Origin of the sequence: Sporocytophaga myxococcoides DSM 11118 (assembly GCF_000426725.1) — a bacterium.
Lineage (GTDB): Bacteria > Bacteroidota > Bacteroidia > Cytophagales > Cytophagaceae > Sporocytophaga > Sporocytophaga myxococcoides.
In genome coordinates this window covers 19,777-45,312 of the sequence record NZ_KE384561.1, presented here as the reverse complement: position 1 = coordinate 45,312, position 25,536 = coordinate 19,777, and the positions used below count along the sequence as shown (strand labels likewise).

Genomic DNA, 25,536 nt, shown 5'->3' with positions numbered 1-25,536 from the left:
CGCAAAACATAGAAGGGCTAAAAGCAAAACGAACAATTCAAAATTAATGAATTGTTCGTTTGCTTATTTTGCTCTTTTAAATATCGATTCAGTCAGGAAATAATCGTTGTTTTCTTTCTTCACGCTGACGTAGATCGTCTTATCCGGAAGCTTTACCTGAAACCCTTTGATCTCTTCTGCAGACAAAGGGGCGCCTTCAGAAATTTTTTCGTATTTGGTCTGATATAAGCTTAGTGTTTCCTTGTAGATATTCAAAGCCTTATATTTTGAGTTTTCTTCATTTAAATAAGCTCTTTTGCTAATTACACCTATTAGTTTCAATTCATGAAAAACATAAGTATAAGTAAAGTAAAAAGAGGAATCCGAAAATTCAACGAAAGAAAGATTCTTGTGTCTATTCTTTTCGAGATTTTCAGTTAAAAGCGCACCTTTTTCATTCGCTTTAACCTTTTCAGGAGAATCTCCCCATTTTGCATTTCTAAAGTCCTGAGAATAAGAAGCCAGCGATAAAAAAAGAAAAGTAAAAAATGTTAAATACCTCATAATAACCACCTATTAATTCGATTAAAGTAAAGATACATAATAGTAACGAAAATCAAAATAAAAATTGGATTTTAATTAGAGTACGGGAATTTTTACCTCTTAGTTACTGTAGTTTATATATAAGCGCATTAGACCGTTACGAACAAAGAGAAAGTTTGTAATCAGTTTTTGAAAAAAATACAGGAAATAAATTAATTGATAGCTATGCGGCCCGAAGATAAAACCAAAACAAAAAATAAATCTAGCATTTCTTCTGAAAAGCCATTTATACCTCATGCACCTGGTTCGTTTGTAAAGGACGATCTGGATCCTGAATCTCCGAATCCGGAATCGAATCCTAACTATTCTTACATGCCTGCTATAGCATATCCGGATGGTATTCCGAATTTTAATCTTAAATCAGAATAGAAGGAAATGAGATGGAAAAAAGAAAGAGGCCTTGGAGGCCTCCGTGTTTTTCCTTATCCCTCAGAACCTCTTCTCGTACCCTCTGGCTTTGTCGAAATCCGTAAATTTGCTCATCAGTTCTCCTGGAGCATCTGTTTCATTTGATTTTTCAGCAATGAATTCACTCCCTTCACTTTCGTAATAGAAATTTTTATGAAATGAACGTGTATTTCCACCCTTGTCTAAATTTTCTGTACGCTTGTTCGCTTTCATGACTCAATTTTTAATAAATCAATTTATCCCTTTGGAATATAGCTTGTATCAATCAATACCTCTCTACCCCTAATAATTATAAAACTTACCTATTTTGCCTACTGTTTGTAACCCTTTGTAAATGCTTTTGTATCAGATAGTAGGAGGGAGTAGTGCTTTATGAAATTTTAGGTAATTGTCAATATCCCTATTAGTATTGAACAAATCTGGCCTTTGTCTGTAATTTTTCTTTCTTAAACTCCTCAGCATATGGAAAACTTTGGGCAAAGGAATATCAGCTCGTACTGGAATTCATTTTTACTATCAACCGGGGCCTTTTTACAAAATCTTGGAACATCATTCAGTGAGAGCGCTCAACATACCCGAAGAACAATGATTGAAAACCTTGGAGAGTATCCCAAGGGGCTCGAAGAAACTATTAAATTCCCTCTCATTGAAGCTTTGTATGGAAGACGTGCCAGACGATTTTCTCTGGGAGCTGAAATACCTGATGGTCCCTTAAAATTTAAATCTTCGAAAGCGCCCGTTCCACTTGATGCATTGGAACAAATGCTGCTTTTAAATTCCTGTGCAGGAAATACGGGCTGGCATTCTATGATACACAGAGCAGAGAAATATGCCCCACATCTTTCCAATTATTCTGCTGCTGCCGGAGGCCGGACATTTCCATCTGCTGCTGGTTTTCATACTTCAGAGTTTTTTTATACAGATGATTTCGGCGTTTATTTTTTACCAACCAGAGATGCCCCTTCACTTGTTTCTTATGACGACGATAGGTTTAATCTTAAATATTGGCTGGAAGCTCACGCAGCTAGGAAGATCAGGCTTTCAGATAAAAGACTTTATATTCCCCGTTGCGAACCTTATATGGAGCCTCATAATACCTGGTGTGTAAATAAGCCTGGGAGTACTTTGATTATTCCAGTAGCTGATGTTGCTCAGCATATGCTTGCCATCCTTTGTTTTGCGGTACAGAATGGATATTGTATATATGATGATATCAAAGGTAATCCTATTCCGGGTCTTGATAAATTTAGCAATATTATAGATCTTAAAAATCCATATCCTTTGACTTTTGTAGAGCAATATGCGCTAACTGAAGCAACAGCTGAGCTTTCCGCATCATGCTATGCCGGAATGCTTATGCTTCAGGCTATGGGACTTGGTGGATGGATGTTTGATGGAATAGATAGGTTTTCAATATTGGGAGCAAGTGGAAATCCTGACGTACCTGGACTAGGTTTTTCATTTAACAAAAATCTAAAATATTCTTTGCCTGATATTACCGGTCTTCCAGGCGTATTTGAAGGGGCTTGCCCGCCCCATTTTAAAAACATGGAAGATGCAACAAGAGCTTTAGTCAAAAGGAAGTTTGGAGTTGGTGGTCCTTACCATAAAGATACTGCTGGACCCTGGAAAGAATCAGCCAGGGTAAGGTCAAGCGCGCAAATGCATAACGACGAGTTTATTGCATGTGTGAGCACAATGGCACAATATATTTATGATACCTATGAGCGCTTTCCTGGTACAGTTCCGGCCATATTTTGTCTTACGTATCTTCAGGCGCATCACCTGGACCTTGATTTTTATGATCATTATTACAAGGAGGGGGCTTATCTTAAAACACACAAGCATCATATGGAATGGTGGAGGCATTAAACCTGAAGATTTAGATGGGTTGATAGTTCTATAAAAGATATGTTTATATCTTTACATGGTGAAGGTTGAAAAGATATTTGTATATGGAACTTTAAGAAAAGGAGGAACTGCGAATCATTTCATGAAAGGATGTAAGTTGTTTCACCAGGGAATATCTGTCTCCGGTATTAAACTTTACGATGCAGGAGAATATCCTTTTGCTGTCTACACAGCAGATCCGGAAGATATGGTAATAGGTGATATGTTTGCTATTAAAGATGAAGATATATTAGTATCACTTGACGAGTATGAAGGGGAGGAGTATCAGAGAAAAATATTACCAGGTTTTGATTTTTACATTTATATTTTAAATGATAATAGTAAAACCTCTCATCTTCCTGTCGTATCAGGAGGAGATTGGTTGCTTTACAAGAAATAATTCGTATATTTTTTACAATTAAATATTCACTTTTATGCCTAATAGAAATATATATCAGGTTGATGCATTTACAGATGTCGCTTTTAGAGGAAATCCTGCCGGAGTGATGGTTCTGGAAGCTCCAATGGAAGAACAATTAATGCAGAAAATTGCTAATGAAATGAATCTTGCAGAAACTGCATTTGCTTATCCTCTCAAAGATGGATATAACCTTAGGTGGTTTACTCCGGAAAAAGAAGTAAAGTTATGTGGCCATGCAACTCTTGCTACAGCTCATATTATGTGGCAGGAAGGGATTACTCAGTCAGACAAAATAGATTTTCATACATTATCAGGGGTATTGTCTGCAGAAAGAGTGGGGGAAAGTATTCAATTGGATTTCCCTGCTATTAAAGGGGAGGAAACTAATTCGAAAGAATTGGTGAAAGCTCAGCTTGGAGTTGAACCAGTTGGTTTTGCAGAATCTGATAAAGGCTATATGTTGATTGAACTTAAGGATAGTAATGAAGTAAAAAACTTCTTTCCTGTTTCAGAAAACATACTAAAGTTAGGTGAATTTGTGGTTATCATTACATCAAGAGATAATGAGTTTGATTTTGTGTCAAGGGTTTTCGGTCCTGCTTTTGGAATTGATGAAGATCCCGTAACAGGTTCTGCTCATTGCATGTTGGCTACCTATTGGAATAAGGTTCTGGGTAGGAATTCATTTCAGGCTTATCAGGCTTCCAAAAGAGGAGGTCAAATTAATGTAGTGCTAGATAATGATCGCGTTTATCTTACAGGTAAAGCGGTTACAGTGATAAAAGGAGAAATCTTATTTTGATTTCTCCTTCTTAAGAGAGGTCTTTAAACCAATATAAATATTTCTTCCTGGAGAGGGTTCAAAGTATCTTTGGCCAGCAGCATTGGGAATAACTGAACCGGAATAATTCATGTTAAATAGATTATTTATTCCACCAAAGATATTAAAAGCTAGTGAACCGGCTTCAAAAGTATATCCAACTTTTGTGTCAAAGGTCCAATAGCTTTTATTTATAAATACACCTGTGTTTGCCGTTCCTGGTTCAGAATCATTAAGGTCGTTTGTGTAAACTTTTCCGTTCCATTGACCACTCATCTCAATGATAAAATTCTTAACCGGAATAAAAGCTAGATTGGAATAAACTCTATGATTGGCGGTTCCTGGTACCTTATTACCTTTCAGTTGGAGTATTTGACCTTTTGAGTTGTATTGATAATCAACAAAGGTATAATCCATTAGGGTATAATTAATATTTATTTTTAACCCTCTTATAGGCATAACAAATCCGCTTACTTCTAATCCTTTGTTTTGCGTTGCAGCTGCATTGCGGTAAAAGACCTGATCTCCTCCCGAGCTTGTCTGGTAAGGTATAAGCTGGTTTGTTGTTCTTACATAAAAAGTAGCCACATCAATGTAATAGAATGTTTTGAATATTCTGAGCCCAGCTTCACCGCTATGAGTCCTTTCGGGCTGAAGCTGTTTGTTGAAGCCACTGCCATTTATATTATTACTGAACTCATTTGCAGTTGGAGTTTGAAAAGAGGTTGAAAAATTGGAATAAATATATGAGTAATCATTGACTTGATAAGTGAGACCTGCTCCCGGATTCAGTTTATAAAATGTTTTGCCGCCCGACTGATTAATTGAGTCAGTTAATTTATCTGCTACTGAAAAATTAATCAGATCGTATCTTAAAGCCATAGTCAGCTTGAGCCTCTGTCTCTCAATATCAGAAAGGACATACAATCCTCCGTTATGGATATGTTCATTTTGCTTTAATAAAAACTTTCCCTTTGCTACTGCGGAAATGAGATCCTGTATGGGAAGTTCTGCAAGATCTTTATCAGTAACACCTTTATTCTCATATTCTGATCGTTTATCAGATTGAAACTCATAATCAATCCCTGTTCTGATGTTTATGAAAGTTTTATCGAGATCAATTTTTTTGATATATGCCAATCTGGCTCCTCCTGAATGTCTTGTCAGGTCAATATATCTTCCGATAATAGGATTGTTGAGCTTTCTACCAAGATAAAAGGCTGAAAGATCAAGCTCCTGATTACCTGATAATTTTTTAATGAGGTTGATACCGCTTATTCCCTGAAGCACTGTCTTACCGCTGGCACTTTTCTTTATAGCCATTCTGGTCTTTTGCGGATCGCTTGTCTCTGCATATGTTAATCCGGAAGGATTATAAAGATATGGTGCGTAATAGATGTTTTGAATGAAGGAAAGTGTGTAGTTTTTTTTCAGCTTCTTTTTTACAGCCATATTCAACGTATAAAAACGAGCATTTGAAAATTCTCTGTAACCTTTAATATCAGTTACATTTCCACTTATTAAAAGGGAAGATTTATTATTGGACCTGCTGAATTTAAGACCTGCTTTAAATAACCCATAAGAACCAGAGATAAGAAAGTTTTCAAAGGAATATCCTCTTTGACTAGGAAGGTCAGATTTGAGATAAATCACACCTCCGGATGAATTTCCATATATTTGTGATGATGGTCCTCTTAAAACTTCTATAGATGATATGGAAAACAGATCTGCGCCCGTTAACTGAGTGGTTCCATCTGCGGAAGTAAGTGGAATACCATCCATAAATACTTTAATATTGCGCAACCCAAAAGCAGATCTGCTTCCTTGGCCTCTGATGATGATTCTTTCCCCCTGAGCAAAATTATTTCTGTTTTGAACAAATACACCAGGCACATTTTTTAAGGCATCCTCTATAAATATTCCTGTTCTATTTGTCTGAAACAGATCTTTACCAATGAGGGTGGTTGCTGAAGGTATAGATTTAAGATCTGAATTGTTTCTGCTTGCTTTGATTTCAATCGTAGCTAAAGAGTCCGTCGTCATTTGCGCTTTCAAAGAGAGCGTAGCGTGAGCAAGGATAACAATGATAATGTTTCTGAGAAATATCTGCATAGTCCTGTGCGCTAAAGATATAAAAAGTCTGTTAAATTTTGATTTTACCTTAGTTTAGTGGTATGAAACCGAAAACAGTATTTTATATACTGTTAAGAATATTAGGGTAATAAAATCCGGATTCGTCATATAAATTGTTTTTGTAGTGGTATTCTGGCCGATTGGAAAAATATGCAATTAATAAAAGATATATCTTTACAATCCATTAAGCCACCTGGTGGAAAAACAATAATCAATTCATTTAATAATTCATCATATAGTTTTTTACCTACGAAAAGTAAAAAACTATCATGAAGGTTTACTTATAAGATTTGTTTTTTTATTTATAAAAATCTACTTAACCGATAGAATATATATGATTAAAGAGTCGAGATCTAAAATAGCACTAAATGATGCTTTATTAATTATTAAAAAAATAGGGGTGACAGTGTTGATTTACCTTGCTCCGATAATCATTATAGTTGGAGGTCTTTTGCTTACAGCCAGCATTTTTCAGGTAGAGCAGGAAGCTCCGGTAAACAAAACTGAATCAAGTATTAATCTAAATCAATAAGGCTATGTCTGCACCGGATCCATCAATAAGAAATCGAATTATCAGAAATGCATTGCTGAGTATAGTATTGTACTCATTGCCTGTAGTGGCTTTGTTTATATACCTGAAGGTCACAGGAGAGAAGCCATGGAAGAATAAAGATCAGAAAGCATATTATGGTCAATTTGACAGATATAAAAAGAAATAAAAAGCAAAGCTATGAAAGAAATCATTACATCAGTATTCGAAAACCTTGGCTCCTGGGGGCTATCTGTGATTGTCTTGGTATTAGGTATTACAGAATTTTTAGTAGGTCTGTATGATAAACATGACTGGGATGAAAATGAAAAGGCTACAGACCTAATTTGCTATGCAGCTCCAAAGATTCTATTAGCTCCTGTTTTTGCATTCTTCACTCTGAAAGCATTGCCTGTACTGTTTCCTGGCATGATGGGGATATTTTCTTGGATTCCTTTCTGGTTCGGTTTTGCAATAATAGCAGTAGCAGATGACCTTACTCAGTATTGGTATCATCGTCTTCATCACGAAATTCCATGGTTGTGGAGATTTCACAGAACGCACCATTCTGCTTCCTATATGGGGATGGCAATGGCAAGCAGACAAAACATCATCTACACAGTTTTCTTTTCTCAAACATATCTTACTGCAACGCTTGTCTTTCTAGGATTAGGTTTTCCTGCCTTATTTGTGAAAGGTATAAAGTCGCTTATCACTTTATCAGCGCACTCCAGTATTGCTTGGGATAAACCATTTTATAAGTACAAATTTTTACGTCCCTTAGCATGGGTTCTTGAAAGGCTTATCTCTACACCTGCTACTCATCACGCACATCATGCTGATGCAAATGATGGTGTTGGCCACTATAAAGGTAACTTCGGGAATATGTTCTTTATCTGGGACCTCATCTTTGGTACAGGACTTATTACAAGACAATATCCTGCAGGGTATGGAGTGAAACACTACTACAAAGAAGAGTGGTACGTTCAATTCTTATGGCCTTTCTTCAAGTCAAAGAAAGTCGGAAGTGAACTGGCTGTTGGAGGTCCTGAATTTTACGATGAAGTGGGAGAGACAGGAGGATACACAGTTAAAGACTTAAAGAGTAATCTTCCGGAACCAGCATTGCATAAGGAGCTTCTGGAGGAACCTCAATATAATCAGGTAGCTGTTTAGTATAAATAAATATGAGATAGTCATATCGAATGTCCTTGTTCTGCTCAATATTCAGGAGCAGAACAAGGTTGTTTTATTTTGAATTTAAAATTTTAATTCACCACCAATTAAGCTTAAGCAATGAGAAGATTTAAAATCTACTTCATCATAGCAACGATATTAAGTGCTTTGATATTTATAAAAGCAAAGTTTTTTACAACTGATAAGGGTAAGTCAAACACTGCAAAAAAATCTCCAGATAAGCTCTCTACCCCGGTTTCTGTTTTCGTTGTAGGTAATGAAAGTATACAACCTAAAGTTTATGCTACAGGAACCATACTTGCCAATGAAGCAACTGAGCTGAAAGCTGAGGCAAGTGGCAGAGTAATTTATCTGAATCTTCCAGAAGGGCAATTTGTAAAAAGCGGAACACTTTTATTGAAAGTAAATGATGCAGAATATCAGGCTCAGTTAACAAAGCTAAAAGCTCAGATTAAACTTGCTTCATCAAACGAAGAAAGGCAACGTCAGCTATTGGAAATAAATGGTATCAGCAAACAGGAATACGATAATGCTTTGGCAAATCTTTTAACATTAAGAGCTGATAGCGCTTTCGTGCAAACACAGATTGCAAAAACAGAAATCAGGGCTCCTTTTAATGGTTTGATCGGTATACATTCTCTTGGCCCTGGTGCATATATAACTCCAGCTATCACTGCTGCTTCTATTTATCAGGTAGATCCTGTTAAGATTGAATTTTATCTTCCTGAAAAATATTCTGCAATTATTCAGACAGGTGATGAGATTCAGTTCAGAGCTGAAGGTTTGAAGGATGTCTTTTCTGCTAAAATCATAATTAAAGATCCGGCAGTCGATACTGATAGCAGAAGTGTTCGCTATCATGCAATTTGCGCAAATACCAATGGAAAGCTTTTACCTGGAACATTTGTAAATGTTGAGCTTAAGCAAAATGAAAATTCTAAAACATTATTTGTGCCTACAGAAGCAATAGTTCCGGTAACTAATAATAAAATTGTCTTTGTAGTGAAGGATGGAATCGCTCAAGAAAAGATAGTCAGAACCGGTATTCGTACAGAAGATTTTCTACAGATTGTATCTGGTATTTCAGTTGGTGATTCGGTTGTGATCAACGGAAATTTCAGGCTTAAGAATGAAGCTAAAGTTAAAGTTGTGAAGTCAAAGGAAAGAGTTGCAGTAAACAGAGAGGGATAATTGACTTATGAGTTTATCGACATTAAGTATCAAGAGGCCGGTACTAGCCATAGTAATGAATCTCATCATTCTCTTCTTTGGCTTTATGGGATTCAGGTCGCTTGGTATACGAGAGTTTCCTGTTGTGGAAGCGCCGATGGTTTCGGTAAGGACTTCCTATGCAGGTGCAAGTGCTGAGATCGTTGAAGCGCAGATAACCTACCCGCTGGAAAAGGCCTTGAATGGTATTGAAGGTGTTAAGTCTATATCTTCAACGAGCAGCCTTGGTTCAAGTTCTATTTCAGTAGAATTTAATCTTGACGCTGATCTTGAGACAGCTGCCAATGATGTTAGAGATAAGGTCTCTCAGACGCTTCGTTCTTTGCCTCAGGATTTGGACGCTCCTCCTGTTGTGAGCAAGGACGTAGGTGGGGAGTATATCATTGTAATGACCATTACTAATGATAAAATGACAGATCTGGAGCTCAATGATTATGTAGACAATATGATCCTTCCACGGCTTCAGACAATTAAGGGCGTTGGTTATGTTTATCTTTTCGGAGAGAAAAAATTTGCAATGAGACTATGGCTTGATCCTGTAAAGCTTGCTGCTTTTAAAGTAACTCTTCAGGATGTAAGGCAGGCTTTGGATAAAGAGAATGTGGAACTTCCTACAGGGAGGCTGGAAGGAAACAGAACCGAATTGACTGTAAAAGCCAATGCCAAATTTAAGGATGAAACCGGATTTAATAATATGATTATTAAGGCCGCTTCCGGCAAGGTTGTACGTCTTCAGGATATCGGATACGCGAGGTTAGGTGCAGAGAATGAAGAATCCATTTTCAGAATAAATGATATTCCTAGTTTAGGCTGTTCCATTGTTCCCCAGCCGGGAGCCAATCATACGGAGATTGCGGAAGAGTTTTATAAAAGATATGATCAGCTTCAGAAAGAATTGCCCCCTGATTTTAAACTTGCCGTTTCAACTGATAACACTAAATTTATCACAAAATCAATAACGGAGGTAACAGAAACGCTTATCATCGCAATCTTGCTGGTTGTAATAATTATCTATTTGTTCTTTAGAGACTGGTCTATTGCGCTGCGCCCTTTGATAGATATTCCCGTATCTCTTGTCGGAACATTTTTTGTTATGTTCATTTTCGGTTTTTCTATCAATGTACTTACACTTCTGGCCATTGTCCTTGCTACAGGACTGGTTGTAGATGATGGTATTGTTGTTACAGAAAATATTTTCAAGAAGCTAGAACAGGGAATGTCTCCGTTTCAAGCTGCTATAGATGGTTCGAAGGAAATAACATTTGCAGTTATCTCCACATCCATTACGCTTGCAGCTATATTTCTTCCCATCATATTCATGGAAGGCTTTGTTGGAAAGCTGTTTAAGGAATTTGGAATAGTTGTATCTTCTGCCGTTCTGATTTCAATATTCGTTTCACTTAGCCTCACACCTATGCTGAATGCATGGCTTGTTCATGATCATACTAAAAAGAGCAGGTTTTATACATATTCAGAGCCATTCTTTGTCTGGTTAAATGAATCCTATGCAAGATCTCTGGATAACTTCTTTAAACGCCGTTGGATGGCATTTGTGATAGTTGGTGTAGCTGTTGTAAGCACTGTATTTATCTGGAAGATCATTCCTGCTGAAGTTGCTCCGACTGAAGACAGAAGTATGTTACGTATCACTATGACCTTACCGGAAGGAGCATCTTATGAATATACTGATGAGTTCATGCAAAAGTATGTTCAACTGATCCGCGATTCTATTCCTGAAAATAGACTTGTAATGGCCATCACTGCTTCAAGTCCGGGTGGTTCAAGTTCTGGTGGAGTTAATTCAGGTTTCTCAAGAATACCGTTGGTAGATCCTGATAAAAGGGAAAGAAGCCAACAGGAGATTGTCGATAAGATCAATCAGTTGATGAAAAAGTTCCCTGAAGCTAAAGTGCAGGTTGGACAGGATCAGACAATCAACACAGGTGTAAGAGGACTTCCCATTCAGTATATTATTCAGGCCCCGGATTTTGAGAAGCTTGAAGAATATCTTCCGAAGTTTATGGATGAAGCCCAAAAAGATCCTACATTTTCAATTGTAGATGTGAATCTTAAATTCAACAGACCAGATATTCAGGTTCGTATAAACCGTGAAAAGGCAAGGGAAGTAGGTGTAAATGTTTCTGATATCGCTCAGACTTTACAGCTTGCTTTGAGTGGACAACGTTTTGGTTTCTTCTCAATGAATGGAAGACAATATCAGGTAATAGGTCAGTTTGACAGAGTCAATAGAAATGAGTCTGTTGATTTGAAAAATATATATGTAAGAAATACTTCAGGTAATTTAATCCAACTTGATAACCTGGTGGAGTTTGAAGAGTCAAGCAGTCCGCCTCAGTTGTTCAGGTTTAACAGGTATCAGGCTGCTACGATATCAGCAGGATTAGCTCCTGGTAAAACCATCGGCGATGGTGTGGCGGCAATGGATGCCATAAGAGACAAGGTGCTGGATGATTCCTTTTCAACTGCATTGATAGGTCAGGCAAGAGACTTTGCCGAGAGTTCAACAAATACATCTTACATATTTATATTGGCTTTGATTCTCGTATATCTGATTCTGGCAGCTCAGTTTGAAAGTTTCGTAGATCCATTTATCATCATGCTTACTGTACCTTTGGCTGTTGCAGGTGGAGTAATATCTTTATGGTATTTTAATCAGACCAATAACATATTCAGTCAGATCGGAATGATTATGCTAATCGGACTGGTAACGAAAAATGGTATTCTTATAGTCGAGTTTGCGAATCACCTAAAAGAATCCGGAAGGGATGTTCGAACAGCCGCGCTGGAAGCAGCAAACGGAAGGTTAAGACCGATATTAATGACAAGTTTGGCAACAGCATTGGGTGCATTACCAATCGCTATTGCATTTGGTGCCGCTGCAAAAAGCAGAATGGGAATGGGTATTGTTATAGTAGGAGGATTGATGATATCATTGTTGTTTACACTTTATGTAATTCCTGCAATGTATACTTATCTGTCAAAAGATAAATCAGCTAAAAGAGCTAAAATACTGGTTGATGAACCAGCTAAAGAAGAAAGTTTTGTAAGTGAAATTTTTTAAGTTCGAGTGAAGGTCAAGGGCGTGGGGCGGAGCCTCACGTCCTGTTTTTTTATTTTGAGTTTTAGAAAAACAGGTCTACATTAGAGAGAATTTGAGCTGGTAAATGTCAGCAAAAATTAACCTTTACCTGTTTTAAAATATGAAGGATCAACTGATTGAGCTTCTTAAAGTATATTTTGATAATAGTTTGCCAGACTTTCAACACCTCGAAGGAAAGGTGCTTTTTGAAAAAAAAATTAAAAAGGAATATATAGTAAAAGCCGATTCCCATTCCAGAGATTTTTATTTTATTCTTAACGGGTATGTCAGAACCTACTATCAGGCAGCTAAAGGAGAAGAAATCACAACTGATATTCTCGGCAAAGGAGAAATGACAGCTTCGATATACAGTCTTCTGAAAGGGGAACCAGCATATGAGAATATTCAATGCGTAACAGATTGTGTGGTTTGCAGAATTTCAGAAAAGCAGTTTGAGGAATTGGCATTGCAAAATGCAACATGGTATATGTTGAGTATGAAATTCTTAAAAGCTGCTCTGTTGAAAAAGGAAGAACGTATTATTGATTTTGCAAGACTTAAAGCCAATGAACGTTATGTAAATCTTTTAACTCAACGCCCTGATATCCTTCAAAATGTTCCGGTTCAGTATATTGCGTCTTATCTGGGAGTTAAACCTGAATCTCTTAGCAGGATAAGAAACCAAAGCACTTTTTCCTAACAATTGTTATTTTTTCAGAATCTCCCTAAATGCTTTTTTGCTTAAAAAAAGTATATGGGAAAAACTTCATTGATTACCGGTGTGAATGGGCACCTGGGAAATAACCTTCTTAGATATCTCTTAGACAAAGGAGAAACAGTTATCGGAACTGTCAGAAATATGAATGATAAAAGCCCTTTTAAAGGATTAAATTTTACACCTGTATATGCTGATCTGAACAACAAAGAATCATTGCTGAAAGTCCTTTATGGTGTCGATACTCTATATCAGGTTGCTGCTGTATTCAAGCAATGGACAATAAATTCAGAAAAGGATATTTATGATTCAAATATGAATGGGACAAGAAACATTATTGAAGCTGCAGCAGAATCTGGTGTTAAGAAGATCGTATATGTAAGTTCAATTGCGGCCATGGGAAGAAATAAGTTCCCTATATCTCCTGATCATTTTAATGATGAAAAAGAGAATGTCTATTACAGATCAAAAATAGACAGTGAAAAACTTGCATGGGAGCTTGCAGAGAAGTTTAAACTCAATATGGTAGTAGTTTGTCCGTCTGCTATGATAGGACCTCACTGTACCTATCTTACTCCATCTCATAATATTCTTAAAATGGTTTTGAATAAAGAAGTGTTTACTGATTCACAATTTTATATCAATTGGGTAAATGTAAAAGATGTGGCCGAAGGTTGTTTTAGGGCAGCACAAGATGGTGTTCCAGGACAACGTTATGGACTGGGTACTAAAAAGGCAATTGGAATTACTGAGGTTGTTAAACTGGCTCAAAAGAGGTATCCCGAACTTAATATTAAGACACCTCCCAAAATGCCCCGTTGGATGCTTCATGCAAGTGCGGCTTCAATGGAGCTTATTTCTAAAATCACCCGGACAGAACCTATGCTTTTAAAAAGCCAGGTGCGGATGTATTTTCAGGTTCGTCAGGACATGGATATAAGCAAGTCAGAACGCCACCTGGGATATAAGCCGACTGAACCGGATATTGCCATACAAAATGCTTTAAAGTATTTGTATGAAAATAAGCACATAAAATGATTTGAGTGGAGAGGTAAGGAAAGACTACTAAAAAAAGCTCCCATAATAACAATGGGAGCTTTAAAGAATTATTGATTTGTTGTCTGTAAAAATATTTTACGATAATCTGATATTCAGAATTTCTTCCGTTGGCACCTCAATTCGGTGAAAATATTTCCGGAGTACAAGAGCAGTAATATTTCCTTCCTGATCTGTTTTACTTCCGGTAAGCATACCGTCGGTCTTTCCACTTATGGTGCTTATAAACACATGCTTTCCATCGTTCTGCAATGTGTACTCCTTAAAATCGATCATAGCAGTATATTTATTTATTAGACGAATAAAACCTAATTATATTTTAAGAAATGATGATCGGTTCAAATCAAATTTTCATTCCTTATTACCTTCTAAAGCGAACTACGTGCCAACATGTAAATCTGTTCTTTTAGATAACAATATTTAGGATGTTTAGTCCATGGGTTGAATTTAAATCGTTGATTTATATGTACTTGGTTTGTTTTGTTTTTCTGCTTATTAGCGTGACAAATTTTCAGCAAAAGGGGAATGTTAAAATATTAAAAAAGTTCCTTAAGCTGTAAATAATCTTTAAAACTATTTTTAACACCACCGGTTGCATCATTTAATTTGATGAAGCCGAAATTTGACACTTCCAGCATACAAAGTTCCACTCCCTTTATCCTTATAAGATTAGGAAAAGTATTAATTGTTATAGCATCTGCAATTCCTGCATTAAACATCATTGGGAGATACTTTAATTTTCAACTATTGACCAAAGTAACTCCCGGGCACATCATTACGATGAATCCATTGTCTTCTGTATGCTTTATTGTGTTAGGAATTGCACTCTGGTTGTTGCAAGAGGAGGATGGGGATCAATTTAAATATCAAAGGTTGTTAGCTAGATGTTTAGCATTAGCAGTGACAATCGTCACTTTCTGCAAAATACTTTCACTGGTATTGGGTCTCGAATTTAAATTGGATATTCTTCTTTTCAGAGAGCAGCTTTTTCTGGAAGAAACGCAATCCTGGAACGGTATGGCTCCTAATACTGCCTTCTCTTTTTTTCTGTTAAGCACAACCATCTTTTTCATAGATAAAAAATTTAATGATGGTAAAAATCCATTTCAATATCTCAATTTTATAGTAATACTCATATCTCTGCTTTCAATGTATGGATATATCTATGGCGTAAGATATTTGTATGGAATACTTTCCATGATTCCAATGTCTTTTTACAGCGCTTTGTGTTTGTATTTGTTTTCAACCAGTGTATTGTTTTTGAGGCCATATAAAGGGCAGATGAGAATGCTTATTGGTGAAAATCCCATAGAAGTTGTTTGGATGAGGCTGGCAGCACTTATATTACCTCTTATAATAGGATATCTGAAGACACAGGGAGAGAAGATGGATCTCTATGATAAAGAATTCGGTACTGCCATTTTTACATTAGTTACCTATGCTATATCAATGATTTTATTGGGGAGGAAATCGTCAATACAATTTAAACTAAGGAGCACTAAAAAGGAAATAGAAGACCTTCGTGAGGCAGAGAATGAGCGATTGAATTATCTGTTTGATCATAGCTCTACTGCTATTTATATAAGAGATGTGAAAGGGAAATTTAAATTTATTAACAAGAAATTTGAAGAGATTTTTGGGAAAAGAAAGGCTGATATTGTTGATAAATCTCCTGAAAATATATGGTCTGATGATCTTATCAATTGGTTTAAGTATGATGAAGAAGCTTTAAGTGCCGGAATTGTGAAGGAAAATATTGAAAGCATAAATACTGGAAATGGAAGATTTGACTTAGGTACCAAGAAATTTCCTATTAAACATTCAGATGGAGAAATATATGCTATCTGCGGTATGTCAGCTGACCTCACTGCACTTAAAGATTCAGAAAGAAAAATTGTAGAAAATAATAAATTGATTCACTCAATAATTGAGTTGGTCGGAGAGATGGTATTTGTTGTTGATCAGAAAGGAAATTTCATTTTGTATAATGAAAAGGCTAAGCGAATAACAGGTAAAAAACTCGTTAAATATAAGCAAGTGTTTGAAAGCAAATTTTTCTATCCGGATAGGAAAACTTCCTTTCCTAAAGAGGAGCTTCCTGGAGCGAGGGCTCTTCGTGGACTTGCCACACGTGATCGTGAATTGTTTGTAATAAATGACGCCTTTCCGGAAGGAAAAATTTTTAGAGCAATAGGAGAACCTCTTTTTTTATCTGAAGATAAATTAGTTGCCATTGCGATATACAGGGATATTACCAAAAGAAGAAACTTTCAACAAAGATTGAAGGAAAGTGAAAGGAGGATAAAGGATATACTTTCTACAATTGGTGAGGGAATTATTATATCTGATAAAAATGGCAAGTTCCTTCAGTTTAACTCTGCGGCTGCTAATATTCTGGGAAAGGGGCCGGTGGAAATAAATCCTTCTGAATGGCCTGCTTTTTATGGTCTTTATTTGCCTGATGGAAAAACTTTATATTCAGCTGATCAATTGCCCCTACAAAGGGCTTTACGAGGTGAGTCTGTTTCAGATGAAGAAATTATAATTATAACTGACAGTAAAGAAGTAAAAAGGGTTCTTATCTCAGCAAAACCAATACATAATGATGTAGGATCTGTTATTGCAGGGTTGATTGACTTTAGAAATATAACAGAATTCCGCCATGTAGAACAAGCGATGAAAGAAGTCGCAGATAAATATCAGGAACTTCATGATTTTCTTGATAAAACCCGAGACTAAAACTTTTCATTTTGATCCCGCAGGCTCTGATTTTATAACACTAGTTCTGCCATGAGCCTTGTCAGTGTCTCTTTTGCATCTCCGCACAATCCTGGATGGACTGCTGAAGTCTGAACAATAGTACTTCTGTTTGCTGTCAACCATCTGAATCTTCCCGAGAGCGGAAGACTTCCTATCGGACCTGCTTGTTTTCCCCCTGCGCAGATCCTTTCAAACGCTCTAAGACGTTCTTCCAGTTCTGCAATATCTATATCTTTACAGAATGCCTTTAGCCGCTCTTGATTCAGCTCAAACTTGGTTTGTAAGAATCCCTGTGCTGAGCAAAAAAGTATTACTCCTACATTCAAAAACTCTTCGCGTTCAACCCTTGGTACTACACGAATGACAGCATACTCAAATAATTGCTTTCCTTGCATTTTTTGCTTCGTTTACAAAGATTTCAGAATTAGCAATTCGTGTTTCCAGGAATTTTACATAGGCTTGTCTATGTGCTTCAGCAGTTTCAAAAGGAGATTCAGCCTTTATTAACCACTCATCCGGAATCAGTGCCACTATTGATTGAATGTTTTCAGTTGTCAGTTTTATTTTGAAAGCATCATTGACTTTATCAAGTTCTGATGCTTTAGAAAGCAGGACATGATCTTTTATCTGCGGAAATGGTTTCTTCCCTTGTTCTTCAGGATTGGGCCATGAATGATGAAAATAAAAGGAAGCACCATGGTCTATAAGCCAAAGTTCTTTATTCCAGGAAAGCATGTTGGTATTGCGCGCAGTGCGGTCTACATTCATGATCAGGCAATCCAGCCAGACAATCTTAGAAGCAAGTTCAGGATCTACACTGGTAACCAGTGAGTCAAATGTTATAGCCCTTGAAAGATAATGTAGTCCAAGATTCTGTCCTTCGCTTGTTCTCAACAGATCCTGGATTTCTTCATCTGGTTCTGTACGGCCGAAGGCTTCATCAAGATTGATGAAAACGATCTCAGGTATCAGAAAGCCCAGAAGTCTGGCAATCTCACCAGCTATAAGCTCTGCTATAAGGGTCTTTATTCCTTGGCCTGCACCTCTGAATTTTACAACATACAGAAAGTCATCATCAGCCTCTACTATAGCAGGTAGAGAGCCTCCCTCGCGAAGGGGCGTTACGTAACGGATAACGTTTACTTCTCTGATCTTAGGGGTATAATTACTCACAGAATATTAAGTTCTTGCCGGTCACTTAGAGCTTCCGGAATTTTATACCGAAAGTTATACCATTTTTTTCAGAATCTGATAAGGATTATTCATTTTATCAGCCTGTTAGAATGACATGATCAGTTAGTAGTATTCTAAAAGATTCATCTTAAGGTTATTCTCCTGTGAAAAGGTATTTTATTTTTCTATCTGTTTACGGTATTCCAGGATCCTTTTTTCATCTGCACTTTTGTAACGTCAATCAGATAGTCGGGTAATTCCGGGTTGCTCTTTATCTGAACAAGTTAAAACCTAACATAAATAATTATAAAGAACCAATACTAAAATGAAAACCAGATCTAAATTCTTTAACAGACTTTTAACAGCGTATGCTGCTTCTGTTCTCCTTCCGGGAACTCTTTTCGCTCAGGCTTGGATTGCAAAACATGGAATGAATCCTGCAGAGTATCAGACAGCCTTTAATACAAATACAGCTAATGGCTACAGATTGACTTCTGTAAATGGTTATACCTCTAACGGAGCAGAAAAATACATCGCTCTTTGGGAAAAAGTTTCGGGGGGTGCTTATGTAACCAGCCACTCTATGACAGCTGCAGAATACCAGTCTGCTTTTAATACATATACTTCTCAGGGATACAGACCAACCTTGATATCAGGGTATGCAGTAGGAGGAGAAGCTCAGTTTGCTGCTATCTGGGAAAAGAAATCAGGTGGTGCATGGATTGCCAGACATAACCTCACCGCTGCTCAGTATCAGGCTGTATATGATACTTATACTGCTCAAGGATATCGTCCGACTTATATAAGCGGATATGTTGTAAACGGCGTGGAATATTTCGCAGGTATCTGGGAAGTGGTATCCGGAGGAGGTGCATGGGTTGCAAGACATAATTTAACTGCTGCTCAATATCAGACTGCCTTTAATACTTATACTTCTCAAGGATATATCCTGAAAAGAATTTCAGGTTACAACAAAGGTGGAACTGATCTTTACGCAGCGGTATGGGAGAAGACTAGCTCTCCAATGTGGTCTGCCAGACATGGAATCACTGCAGCAAACTATCAGTATGCTTTTGACAACCATTATTACTCAGGTTACAGACCAGTATTATTGAATGCTTTCGCATCTGGAACCAGCTCTAAATTCAATGGCTTCTGGACTAATACGAATATCTCCAGCGCAAACATGGCAAAAATTGATAATGCTGTTAATAATTATCTTTCCAGCCAAAGTGTTACAGGTCTTTCTCTTGCTATCAGCAAAAACGGAAGACTGGTATTTGCTAAAGGCTATGGCTCTGCAGATCCTACTGTCGGCGAAGAAATGTCCCCTGACCAGCCAGGACGTATTATGAGTATCTCTAAGCCTGTTACTTCTGTAGGTATCATGACTTTGATCCAGAAAGGTTTACTATCTAAAGAATCTTTTGTGTTCGGTACAAACGGGGTGCTTTCTCAATATACTGTACCGGCAAATAAACCTTCATTAAGAAGAATAAGAGTTCGTCACTTGTTGAACCATACATCAGGTCTTAGATCATGCAATGGAGAGTCTGTATTCTGGGATGCAACCAAAACTCCTGATGATGCAATGGGTGTATTGCTGGCTGCAAATGATCTTGTTCTTACAGATACCAGCGTAGCTTTTGAATATTCTAATACCAACTATTTCATTCTTGAAAGAGTCATTGAAAAAGTAAGTGGTAAAAAATATGAAACGTACATCAGAGAAAATGTATTGAACAAAAGTGGTATCGGGTCTACCATGTATGTAGGACAAGCTAATGGTAATCCAAAAGCAGGAGAGATGAACTACACACCGCTAACACAAATGAACCTTCAGTTGTGGGCTGGCTTTGGTGGCTGGGTTGCTCGTCCGATAGATTTATTGAAATTCCTTAACAGGGTAGATGGTGCCGCCACACCGTCAGATATTTTGACTGCTGCTTCTCATACTACAATGACTACGGGATCTTCTCTGAATCCTGGTTATGGATTCGGATGGGGAGTTTCAGGAAACCTTCAGAATCACAATGGTTGCCATGGCTCCTCAAGATCATTCCTTGTTGAACTCGCAAACGGAGTAAGCTATGCAGTGATCATCAACAGCCAGCCTACAAATGATGGTTGTGGCTGGACAATGAAAGCAGCGATCGAAGCTGGTCTGAATCAGGTAACAGGATATCCTTCTTATGACTTATTTGACAATATAGGTACTGGTGCCCGTGCAGATGAGTTTGCAATCACTGCTGAAGAGCAAGGTTTCAATATAAATATGGATGCTTCTTCTTTGAATAAAGTTCTTGCTTACCCTACTGTTAGTACCGACGGAGTGATTAATTTCAGCAATGCTTCTGATATCACATCTGTAACTGTATCGGATATGCTTGGAAATAAAGAAACTTACACAGCTGTAGAGCGCATTCAGACTCAGTTGAAAGGTATGTTGATTCTTCATATTGAAACTGAGAATGGTAAAGTAACTCAAAAAGTAATAGTAGAATAACGACTGGGATTGATGGGATTAAAAGATAGACAGGGTTATCTTCGGTTAATATTACAATCTGTCTTCTTTTAACTCATAAGGCTGTAAAGCTTATCCAGACTCAGTTTAAACTCAAAAAGTAATTTTTAAATAATTGTTTGGTTATATTTTTTGAATGAGGGAGTTCCAGGTCTCCCTCTCTTTTATGACTAGATATGGATGAAGTATCTAAAATAGATTTGAACACTAATACACCCACCCTAAATTGTTTGTTTTGGTATTTTTATGAGGGAGCCTTGAGCTCCCTCTTTTATTGACGGAGACTTATACCGGTATTCAGGGATAAGGAGATGGACAGGATTGTCATCTTTCAACTATCATCTTTTAACTTTCAACTTTCCGCCTTCCGCTTCAGCTTTATAAATGAGTCGATTATCGAAAAGTGACCTTCATATCCTGGTTTGAATTTTTACTAATAGCGTGAATTTCTTAAATTTAATTCCTATTAAACGAATTCCTTATAATCCCTAACACTAAATTTAAAATGTTTTTATGCTTAAATTAACAAAAAAGGCAGTAACATTAAGTCTTTTGCTTAGCCTGGGAATCATTGGAGTAAAGGCTCAGAGTAGCACTGTGTCTGCTGGCGGAGAAGGCTCCGGTAGCGGAGGTACAGTAAGCTATTCTATTGGGCTGACAAGCTTCGAAGCTTCATCAGGTACGTCGGGCTCTGTTTCTACTGGCGTGCAACATGCTTATGTTTCTGTGGTATCTGGTGTTGATCACCCGGAGATTAATTTATTGGCAGAGGTATATCCCAATCCTACTGCAAATACTGTAACACTAAAGGTTGATGGAATAAGCACTGATAATCTGAGTTTTGTTCTGTTGGACATAAACGGTAATGTGCTTGAGCAAAGTCAGCTAAACAGCAATTCTACTACCATTAATCTGGAAAACCTTTCCAATACAACTTTTCTGCTGAAAGTGTTCAGAAAGAAACAAGTGTTAAAGACCTTTAAAATCATTAAAAATTCCTAAGTCATGAAAAAATACTTTTACTTAATAATTATTACTTTGATCAGTCTGCATGCAGCATATGCTCAGACACCTAATTTACTTAGCTATCAGGCTGTGGTGAGAAACAGCAATAATGCTTTGGTTGTCAATACAGCAGTAGGTATAAAAATCACTATTCTGCAAACTTCAGCAACAGGAACAGAAGTATATTCAGAAGCACATCAGACAGAAAGCAATAGCAATGGTCTGATAAGTGTATCAATAGGTGGAGGAAATGTTTTGTCCGGAAATTTTGCAACGATTGACTGGTCTAAAGGCCCATATTTTATAAAGACAGAAATTGATCCTGCCGGAGGTTCTAATTACTCTATTACAAGTGTTTCACAATTATTAAGTGTACCTTATGCATTATATGCAGAAAAGTCTGGTAGTAGTATACCTGGCCCGGTAGGTCCACAGGGCGCTGCTGGACCTCAGGGTGCAACAGGTCCTCAAGGTCCGGCAGGTCCAACGGGAGCAACGGGCCCTCAAGGTCCAGCAGGACCGACAGGAGCAACAGGTCCTCAAGGTCCACAAGGTGTGGCAGGAGTCAGTGTTAAAACTATTACAGGTTATGCAAATCCAAATTCTCTCTTTGGAAAAGGATTTACGTTGGAGCGATTAGCTAACCAGCAATATAAAGTTACCTGGCCTGCAGGTTCCTTTCCGGGATTGAGTTTCCCAACAGTCTTTACTTATGCAGGAGCAGTTCCTTTGGCTAGTTGGTCTGCTGATGGCACTGGTTCAGGAAATTTTGTTACCAGAACCAATGTAGGAGATACGATCTGGTTTACAATAGTAGAGATTAAATAATTTGTTTCTCAATATTGGTATCAGGCGAAGATAGTCTGGTACCAATATTATAATCACTTCAGCCCTTCTTTCAGTTTGAGTCTTAGATTAAGTTCTTTAATTCCAGCTTTGGACATCTGTTACATTTTTTATCTATAATTCTAATTTTATTTGTTTTAGGGACATGTCTTCAATAGTTAATATTATTGAATAGGATGATGTTTTACAGATTCAGATCATATTATTGATATTATTTAGTAAAAAAATGTTTAACGAGGTATATTATTTCCAAGTAAAAAGATAGTGCCTAAATTGGAAGAAATAACTTAATAGCTATTTCAGTTAGAGTAAAAAATGTTGTTAGAATATTCTTTTACTGATAGTTGATATATGAAAATAAAATTTTCTGCTACCCGTATTTGAACTATAAGAAATGTTATCAGGAAGTCATAAGGATATTTATTGAATATAAAATAATAAAAAAAAGAATAATTTCAAGATAGAATTGATTATATTTGATATAAGACGTCAGTTTTTATTTTAAACATTTCATTTATGATAAAACTTTTTACAAAGGTTATTGCAGTTTTTGTTTTTTTGCTAACCTCAAATATCGCGTTAGGTCAATATAAAACAATCTATTTTGACAGCATTCCATTTTACCGTTATGGGAATCCATCATATATGTATAGTCCTACCACTGGTCGTTTAGGGTTGTTAGGTCCTACAGGTGATTTTATCCCTGTGGAAATACAAAGTAAAGAATTGATAGATCAGGATACTGTTTATACTAATAGTTTAGTTGTCAAACAAAATACGAGTAATCGAAGCGATGATTGTTATGCTAAAATCAGTTCGGCATGGGCAGGAAAAAAAATTATACTAACAAAGGATAAGCGAGACATTTTTATTAATGCTGAGAATGATTCAATTATTTTTAGAAAAGATGCAGGGTTAAATGATTCCTGGACTTTCTATTCCAAAGGGAATAATCATTTTACCGCAAGCGTGATCCGAAAAGCTTTCGAACCCATTAGCATTTATGGAAGCATACTGATTGATTCAGTAATGACGGTTATTATTAACTATAAAAATAACTCAGACAAAAGTCCAGCTGACCATATTTTTAATGGAAAGGAATGGAAAATAAGTCAAAAGTATGGATTTGTTAAAACATATGATTTATTAAACTTTCCTAATGATACCAATGCTTTGGTTCTTCAGGGATTTAATAGTAAGGGAGTGAAAAACCTCACAGAACTTGATATCTATAATTTTGAAATAGGAGATATATTCCATACAATGGATTCAAGTGTGAGGATTTATTTCTCAGCCAAAAATACTATCAGTACCGTTATTGATAAAAGGATTACCGATAATGAACTTGTATATAAAATAGAAAATTGGTTTAATAATTATCAAAATGATCCCAGGGTACCTCCAGACTTCCGTCCGCCTGCTGAGGGGAAAGATACTACAGAGATTATAATCAAATTGAATCAGTCACTACCTAACCTTTTAAATAAGTTGCCAACACTAAGATATCCTGATTATTTTAATTATCATGTATATCAATTTGTCGATCAAAAAACTTCTCAATTAAGCAAAGGTACGATAGGTTTAAACCTTATTGCTTCCGAGGAATCACCTGATTCATGTTATACACAAAGTTATGAACCAAGCATAGAGAATGTCTATATGGAAGGGTTGGGAGGGCCTTATTACAATGGTTTAGATTTAGCTCCTATGCCAACCTGGAAAATGAGGAAATTGGTGTATTATAAAAAAGGGACAATAGAATGGGGAACTCCTTTACAAATCGTTAGTGGAATAAATAAAAATAAAATTAATTCTATTGTAAGCCTATATCCTAATCCATCAAATGATAAAATAAAGATTGTCAGTGATGGTATTCAGGATTCTTTTTACAAAATTTATAACTATGAGGGAAGAGAAATTCTAAGCGGTTACTTTACATCAAATGAAGAAGTTATTAGCGTGAAAGAAATTATTTCAGGAATTTACTCTGTGGTTATTTTAAATGAAAATGGAGCTATCTACTCTTCTAAATTTATCAAAAATTAGGGTAGGTTCATCAAGTTCTGAATGGAGCATTGTAACATATGTGTTACCAGCGATAGCAGACTTTTAAGTGAAGATTACATAACCATATTTTGAAAAGTAGCCCTGATAAAAAACGAGGCTACTTTTTTATGAACACAAATTTAACTGGACCTGAATATTGGATAAGGAAGCTAAACTCTATACCAATTGCAATGGTCTTTCTTTAAGTATTGAGGTGTTTTTTTCATAATACAATAATTTATCCTTTGATTTAAGTAACTTTGATTTATATAGCGTTATTTATAGAAATACGAAACATAAAATTTTACTTTTAATCCATTCACTTTTATTCTGTTTAGTAATTTTTTCTTCGTGCCAAAAGGATAAAGATAGTAAGGATAGCACTATTGGCGGTTGTAGAGTCATTAAAATGCCTAATCCGGAAGTTCAAATGACAGTTGAAATAAGTTATAATTCAGAGAATAAAGTTTCTAAAATGTTTAATACAGGCAATTTGTCCTATGTAGACATGATTTACTGCGACTCCACTATAACTTCAATTACTTATTAGCAGGGAAAAGAAACATCACGCACCACTATTGTTCTTGACAAAACAGGAAAGGAAGTAAAAAACATTCGAGATGAAAGTCAGGATGATGCTTTTTTTACAGACACAACATATTATTCTTTAGATTCTGATGGTTATTGTATTCAAGCCCTTCACTATGCAAAATCTATCACTGGACCTAATCAAAGGGGATTTGTATCTAGGTATGTGTATAAGTATGTGATATCAGATGGGAATGTCATAAAATTAACAGAGGAGTCTGTGCCGCCTTTTTCAACACCTAATGTTAACGGGGTGTCTACCTATGAATACTATACCGGAATAGAAAATAAATCAAGGATAGATCAAATTGGCAGGCTTAAAATTAATGTATGGAGTAAGGCAAATAAAAATCTGGTAAAGAAGATTACTGCAATGCAAGAAGGGAAGGCTCCTGCAACCGAAACTTTCTAATATAAATATAATACTAATGGCTATGTCACAGATATAAGTAAGAGTATTAACGATGTTTCTCCTGAAGTTGATGTAAATCTTTCATATGATTGCAGGTAATT

23 protein-coding genes are annotated in these 25,536 nt (G+C 36.5%); 17 read left to right on the top strand and 6 right to left on the bottom strand.

Annotation, left to right across the window (positions count from 1 at the left end; translation table 11 throughout):
- Positions 1-63 precede the first annotated feature (63 nt).
- On the bottom strand, positions 64-543 hold the full coding sequence (locus K350_RS0124155) for a hypothetical protein (RefSeq protein ID WP_028982108.1): 480 nt from the start codon (positions 541-543) through the stop codon (positions 64-66).
- A 204-nt stretch (positions 544-747) separates the two neighbouring features.
- On the opposite strand from K350_RS0124155, the gene K350_RS0124150 reads away from it, so the two are divergent.
- Positions 748-951 carry a hypothetical protein gene (locus K350_RS0124150; protein ID WP_028982107.1) on the top strand — a complete coding sequence of 68 codons (204 nt, stop codon included), beginning with the start codon at positions 748-750 and terminating at the stop codon, positions 949-951.
- A gap of 60 nt (positions 952-1,011) precedes the next feature.
- Here K350_RS0124150 and K350_RS0124145 read toward each other — a convergent pair whose 3' ends face one another.
- Positions 1,012-1,203, bottom strand: coding sequence for a hypothetical protein (locus K350_RS0124145; RefSeq protein WP_028982106.1), 192 nt, complete (start codon positions 1,201-1,203; stop codon positions 1,012-1,014).
- Positions 1,204-1,452: 249 nt separating this feature from the next.
- Here K350_RS0124145 and K350_RS0124140 point away from each other — a divergent pair, with 249 nt between their 5' ends.
- Genes K350_RS0124140 through K350_RS0124130 form a run of 3 tightly spaced genes read left to right on the top strand, consistent with a single transcriptional unit; the run spans position 1,453 to position 4,103 of the window.
- Positions 1,453-2,862: a hypothetical protein gene (locus K350_RS0124140; RefSeq protein WP_245598696.1), complete on the top strand. Its 1,410-nt coding sequence runs from the start codon at positions 1,453-1,455 to the stop codon at positions 2,860-2,862.
- Positions 2,863-2,917: 55 nt separating this feature from the next.
- On the top strand, positions 2,918-3,280 hold the full coding sequence (locus K350_RS30235; protein WP_051313622.1) for a gamma-glutamylcyclotransferase family protein: 363 nt from the start codon (positions 2,918-2,920) through the stop codon (positions 3,278-3,280).
- A 34-nt stretch (positions 3,281-3,314) separates the two neighbouring features.
- Positions 3,315-4,103 (top strand): PhzF family phenazine biosynthesis protein, encoded by a 789-nt coding sequence (locus K350_RS0124130; RefSeq protein ID WP_028982104.1) that lies wholly within the window; start codon positions 3,315-3,317, stop codon positions 4,101-4,103.
- Here K350_RS0124130 and K350_RS0124125 read toward each other — a convergent pair.
- Positions 4,095-6,233 (bottom strand): TonB-dependent receptor family protein, encoded by a 2,139-nt coding sequence (locus K350_RS0124125; RefSeq protein ID WP_028982103.1) that lies wholly within the window; start codon positions 6,231-6,233, stop codon positions 4,095-4,097. The genes K350_RS0124130 and K350_RS0124125 overlap by 9 nt on opposite strands.
- 355 nt (positions 6,234-6,588) lie before the next feature.
- Here K350_RS0124125 and K350_RS0124120 point away from each other — a divergent pair, with 355 nt between their 5' ends.
- The 7 genes from K350_RS0124120 to K350_RS0124090 all read left to right on the top strand — a co-directional run bounded on the left by K350_RS0124120 (position 6,589) and on the right by K350_RS0124090 (position 14,063).
- Complete coding sequence (locus K350_RS0124120) at positions 6,589-6,786, top strand: hypothetical protein (protein WP_028982102.1); 198 nt, start codon at positions 6,589-6,591, stop codon at positions 6,784-6,786.
- Positions 6,787-6,790: 4 nt separating this feature from the next.
- Positions 6,791-6,973, top strand: a complete 183-nt coding sequence (locus K350_RS30230) for a hypothetical protein (RefSeq protein ID WP_037577225.1) — start codon at positions 6,791-6,793, stop codon at positions 6,971-6,973.
- Positions 6,974-6,984: 11 nt separating this feature from the next.
- Positions 6,985-7,959, top strand: coding sequence for a sterol desaturase family protein (locus K350_RS0124110; protein ID WP_028982101.1), 975 nt, complete (start codon positions 6,985-6,987; stop codon positions 7,957-7,959).
- Positions 7,960-8,079: 120 nt separating this feature from the next.
- A complete protein-coding gene (locus K350_RS30225; protein WP_051313620.1) occupies positions 8,080-9,171 on the top strand; it encodes an efflux RND transporter periplasmic adaptor subunit in 1,092 nt (363 codons plus the stop codon).
- Between the two features lie 7 nt (positions 9,172-9,178).
- A complete protein-coding gene (locus K350_RS0124100; RefSeq protein ID WP_028982100.1) occupies positions 9,179-12,292 on the top strand; it encodes an efflux RND transporter permease subunit in 3,114 nt (1,037 codons plus the stop codon).
- Positions 12,293-12,431: 139 nt separating this feature from the next.
- The gene (locus K350_RS31685) at positions 12,432-13,010 is read left to right on the top strand and encodes a Crp/Fnr family transcriptional regulator (protein ID WP_051313618.1); all 579 of its coding nucleotides are present in this window, start codon (positions 12,432-12,434) and stop codon (positions 13,008-13,010) included.
- Between the two features lie 54 nt (positions 13,011-13,064).
- On the top strand, positions 13,065-14,063 hold the full coding sequence (locus tag K350_RS0124090; RefSeq protein WP_028982099.1) for an NAD-dependent epimerase/dehydratase family protein: 999 nt from the start codon (positions 13,065-13,067) through the stop codon (positions 14,061-14,063).
- 96 nt (positions 14,064-14,159) lie between these two features.
- On the opposite strand, the gene K350_RS0124085 is transcribed toward K350_RS0124090, so the two are convergent.
- Positions 14,160-14,357, bottom strand: a complete 198-nt coding sequence (locus tag K350_RS0124085) for a hypothetical protein (RefSeq protein WP_028982098.1) — start codon at positions 14,355-14,357, stop codon at positions 14,160-14,162.
- Between the two features lie 333 nt (positions 14,358-14,690).
- Here K350_RS0124085 and K350_RS0124075 point away from each other — a divergent pair, with 333 nt between their 5' ends.
- Positions 14,691-16,820, top strand: a complete 2,130-nt coding sequence (locus tag K350_RS0124075) for a PAS domain-containing protein (RefSeq protein WP_081671135.1) — start codon at positions 14,691-14,693, stop codon at positions 16,818-16,820.
- A gap of 32 nt (positions 16,821-16,852) precedes the next feature.
- Here the strand turns inward: K350_RS0124075 and K350_RS0124070 are convergent, their stop codons facing one another.
- Together K350_RS0124070 and K350_RS0124065 are read right to left on the bottom strand one after the other, a co-directional pair.
- Positions 16,853-17,236: a DUF3037 domain-containing protein gene (locus tag K350_RS0124070; protein WP_028982095.1), complete on the bottom strand. Its 384-nt coding sequence runs from the start codon at positions 17,234-17,236 to the stop codon at positions 16,853-16,855.
- The gene (locus K350_RS0124065) at positions 17,214-18,014 is read right to left on the bottom strand and encodes a HipA family kinase (protein ID WP_028982094.1); all 801 of its coding nucleotides are present in this window, start codon (positions 18,012-18,014) and stop codon (positions 17,214-17,216) included. Before K350_RS0124065 ends, K350_RS0124070 begins: the two co-directional genes overlap by 23 nt.
- Before the next feature lie 325 nt (positions 18,015-18,339).
- Between K350_RS0124065 and K350_RS31680 the strand changes: the two genes are divergently transcribed.
- The 5 genes from K350_RS31680 to K350_RS0124040 all read left to right on the top strand — a co-directional run bounded on the left by K350_RS31680 (position 18,340) and on the right by K350_RS0124040 (position 25,435).
- Entirely contained in the window at positions 18,340-20,520 is a 2,181-nt protein-coding gene (locus K350_RS31680; RefSeq protein WP_051313616.1) for a serine hydrolase, read from the top strand.
- Positions 20,521-21,051: 531 nt separating this feature from the next.
- Positions 21,052-21,540, top strand: a complete 489-nt coding sequence (locus K350_RS0124055) for a T9SS type A sorting domain-containing protein (RefSeq protein ID WP_028982093.1) — start codon at positions 21,052-21,054, stop codon at positions 21,538-21,540.
- Between the two features lie 3 nt (positions 21,541-21,543).
- Positions 21,544-22,371: a collagen-like protein gene (locus K350_RS32765; protein ID WP_051313614.1), complete on the top strand. Its 828-nt coding sequence runs from the start codon at positions 21,544-21,546 to the stop codon at positions 22,369-22,371.
- A gap of 534 nt (positions 22,372-22,905) precedes the next feature.
- Positions 22,906-24,435 (top strand): T9SS type A sorting domain-containing protein, encoded by a 1,530-nt coding sequence (locus K350_RS0124045; RefSeq protein ID WP_028982092.1) that lies wholly within the window; start codon positions 22,906-22,908, stop codon positions 24,433-24,435.
- A gap of 754 nt (positions 24,436-25,189) precedes the next feature.
- Positions 25,190-25,435, top strand: coding sequence for a hypothetical protein (locus tag K350_RS0124040; protein ID WP_156027182.1), 246 nt, complete (start codon positions 25,190-25,192; stop codon positions 25,433-25,435).
- Positions 25,436-25,536: the final 101 nt, after the last annotated feature.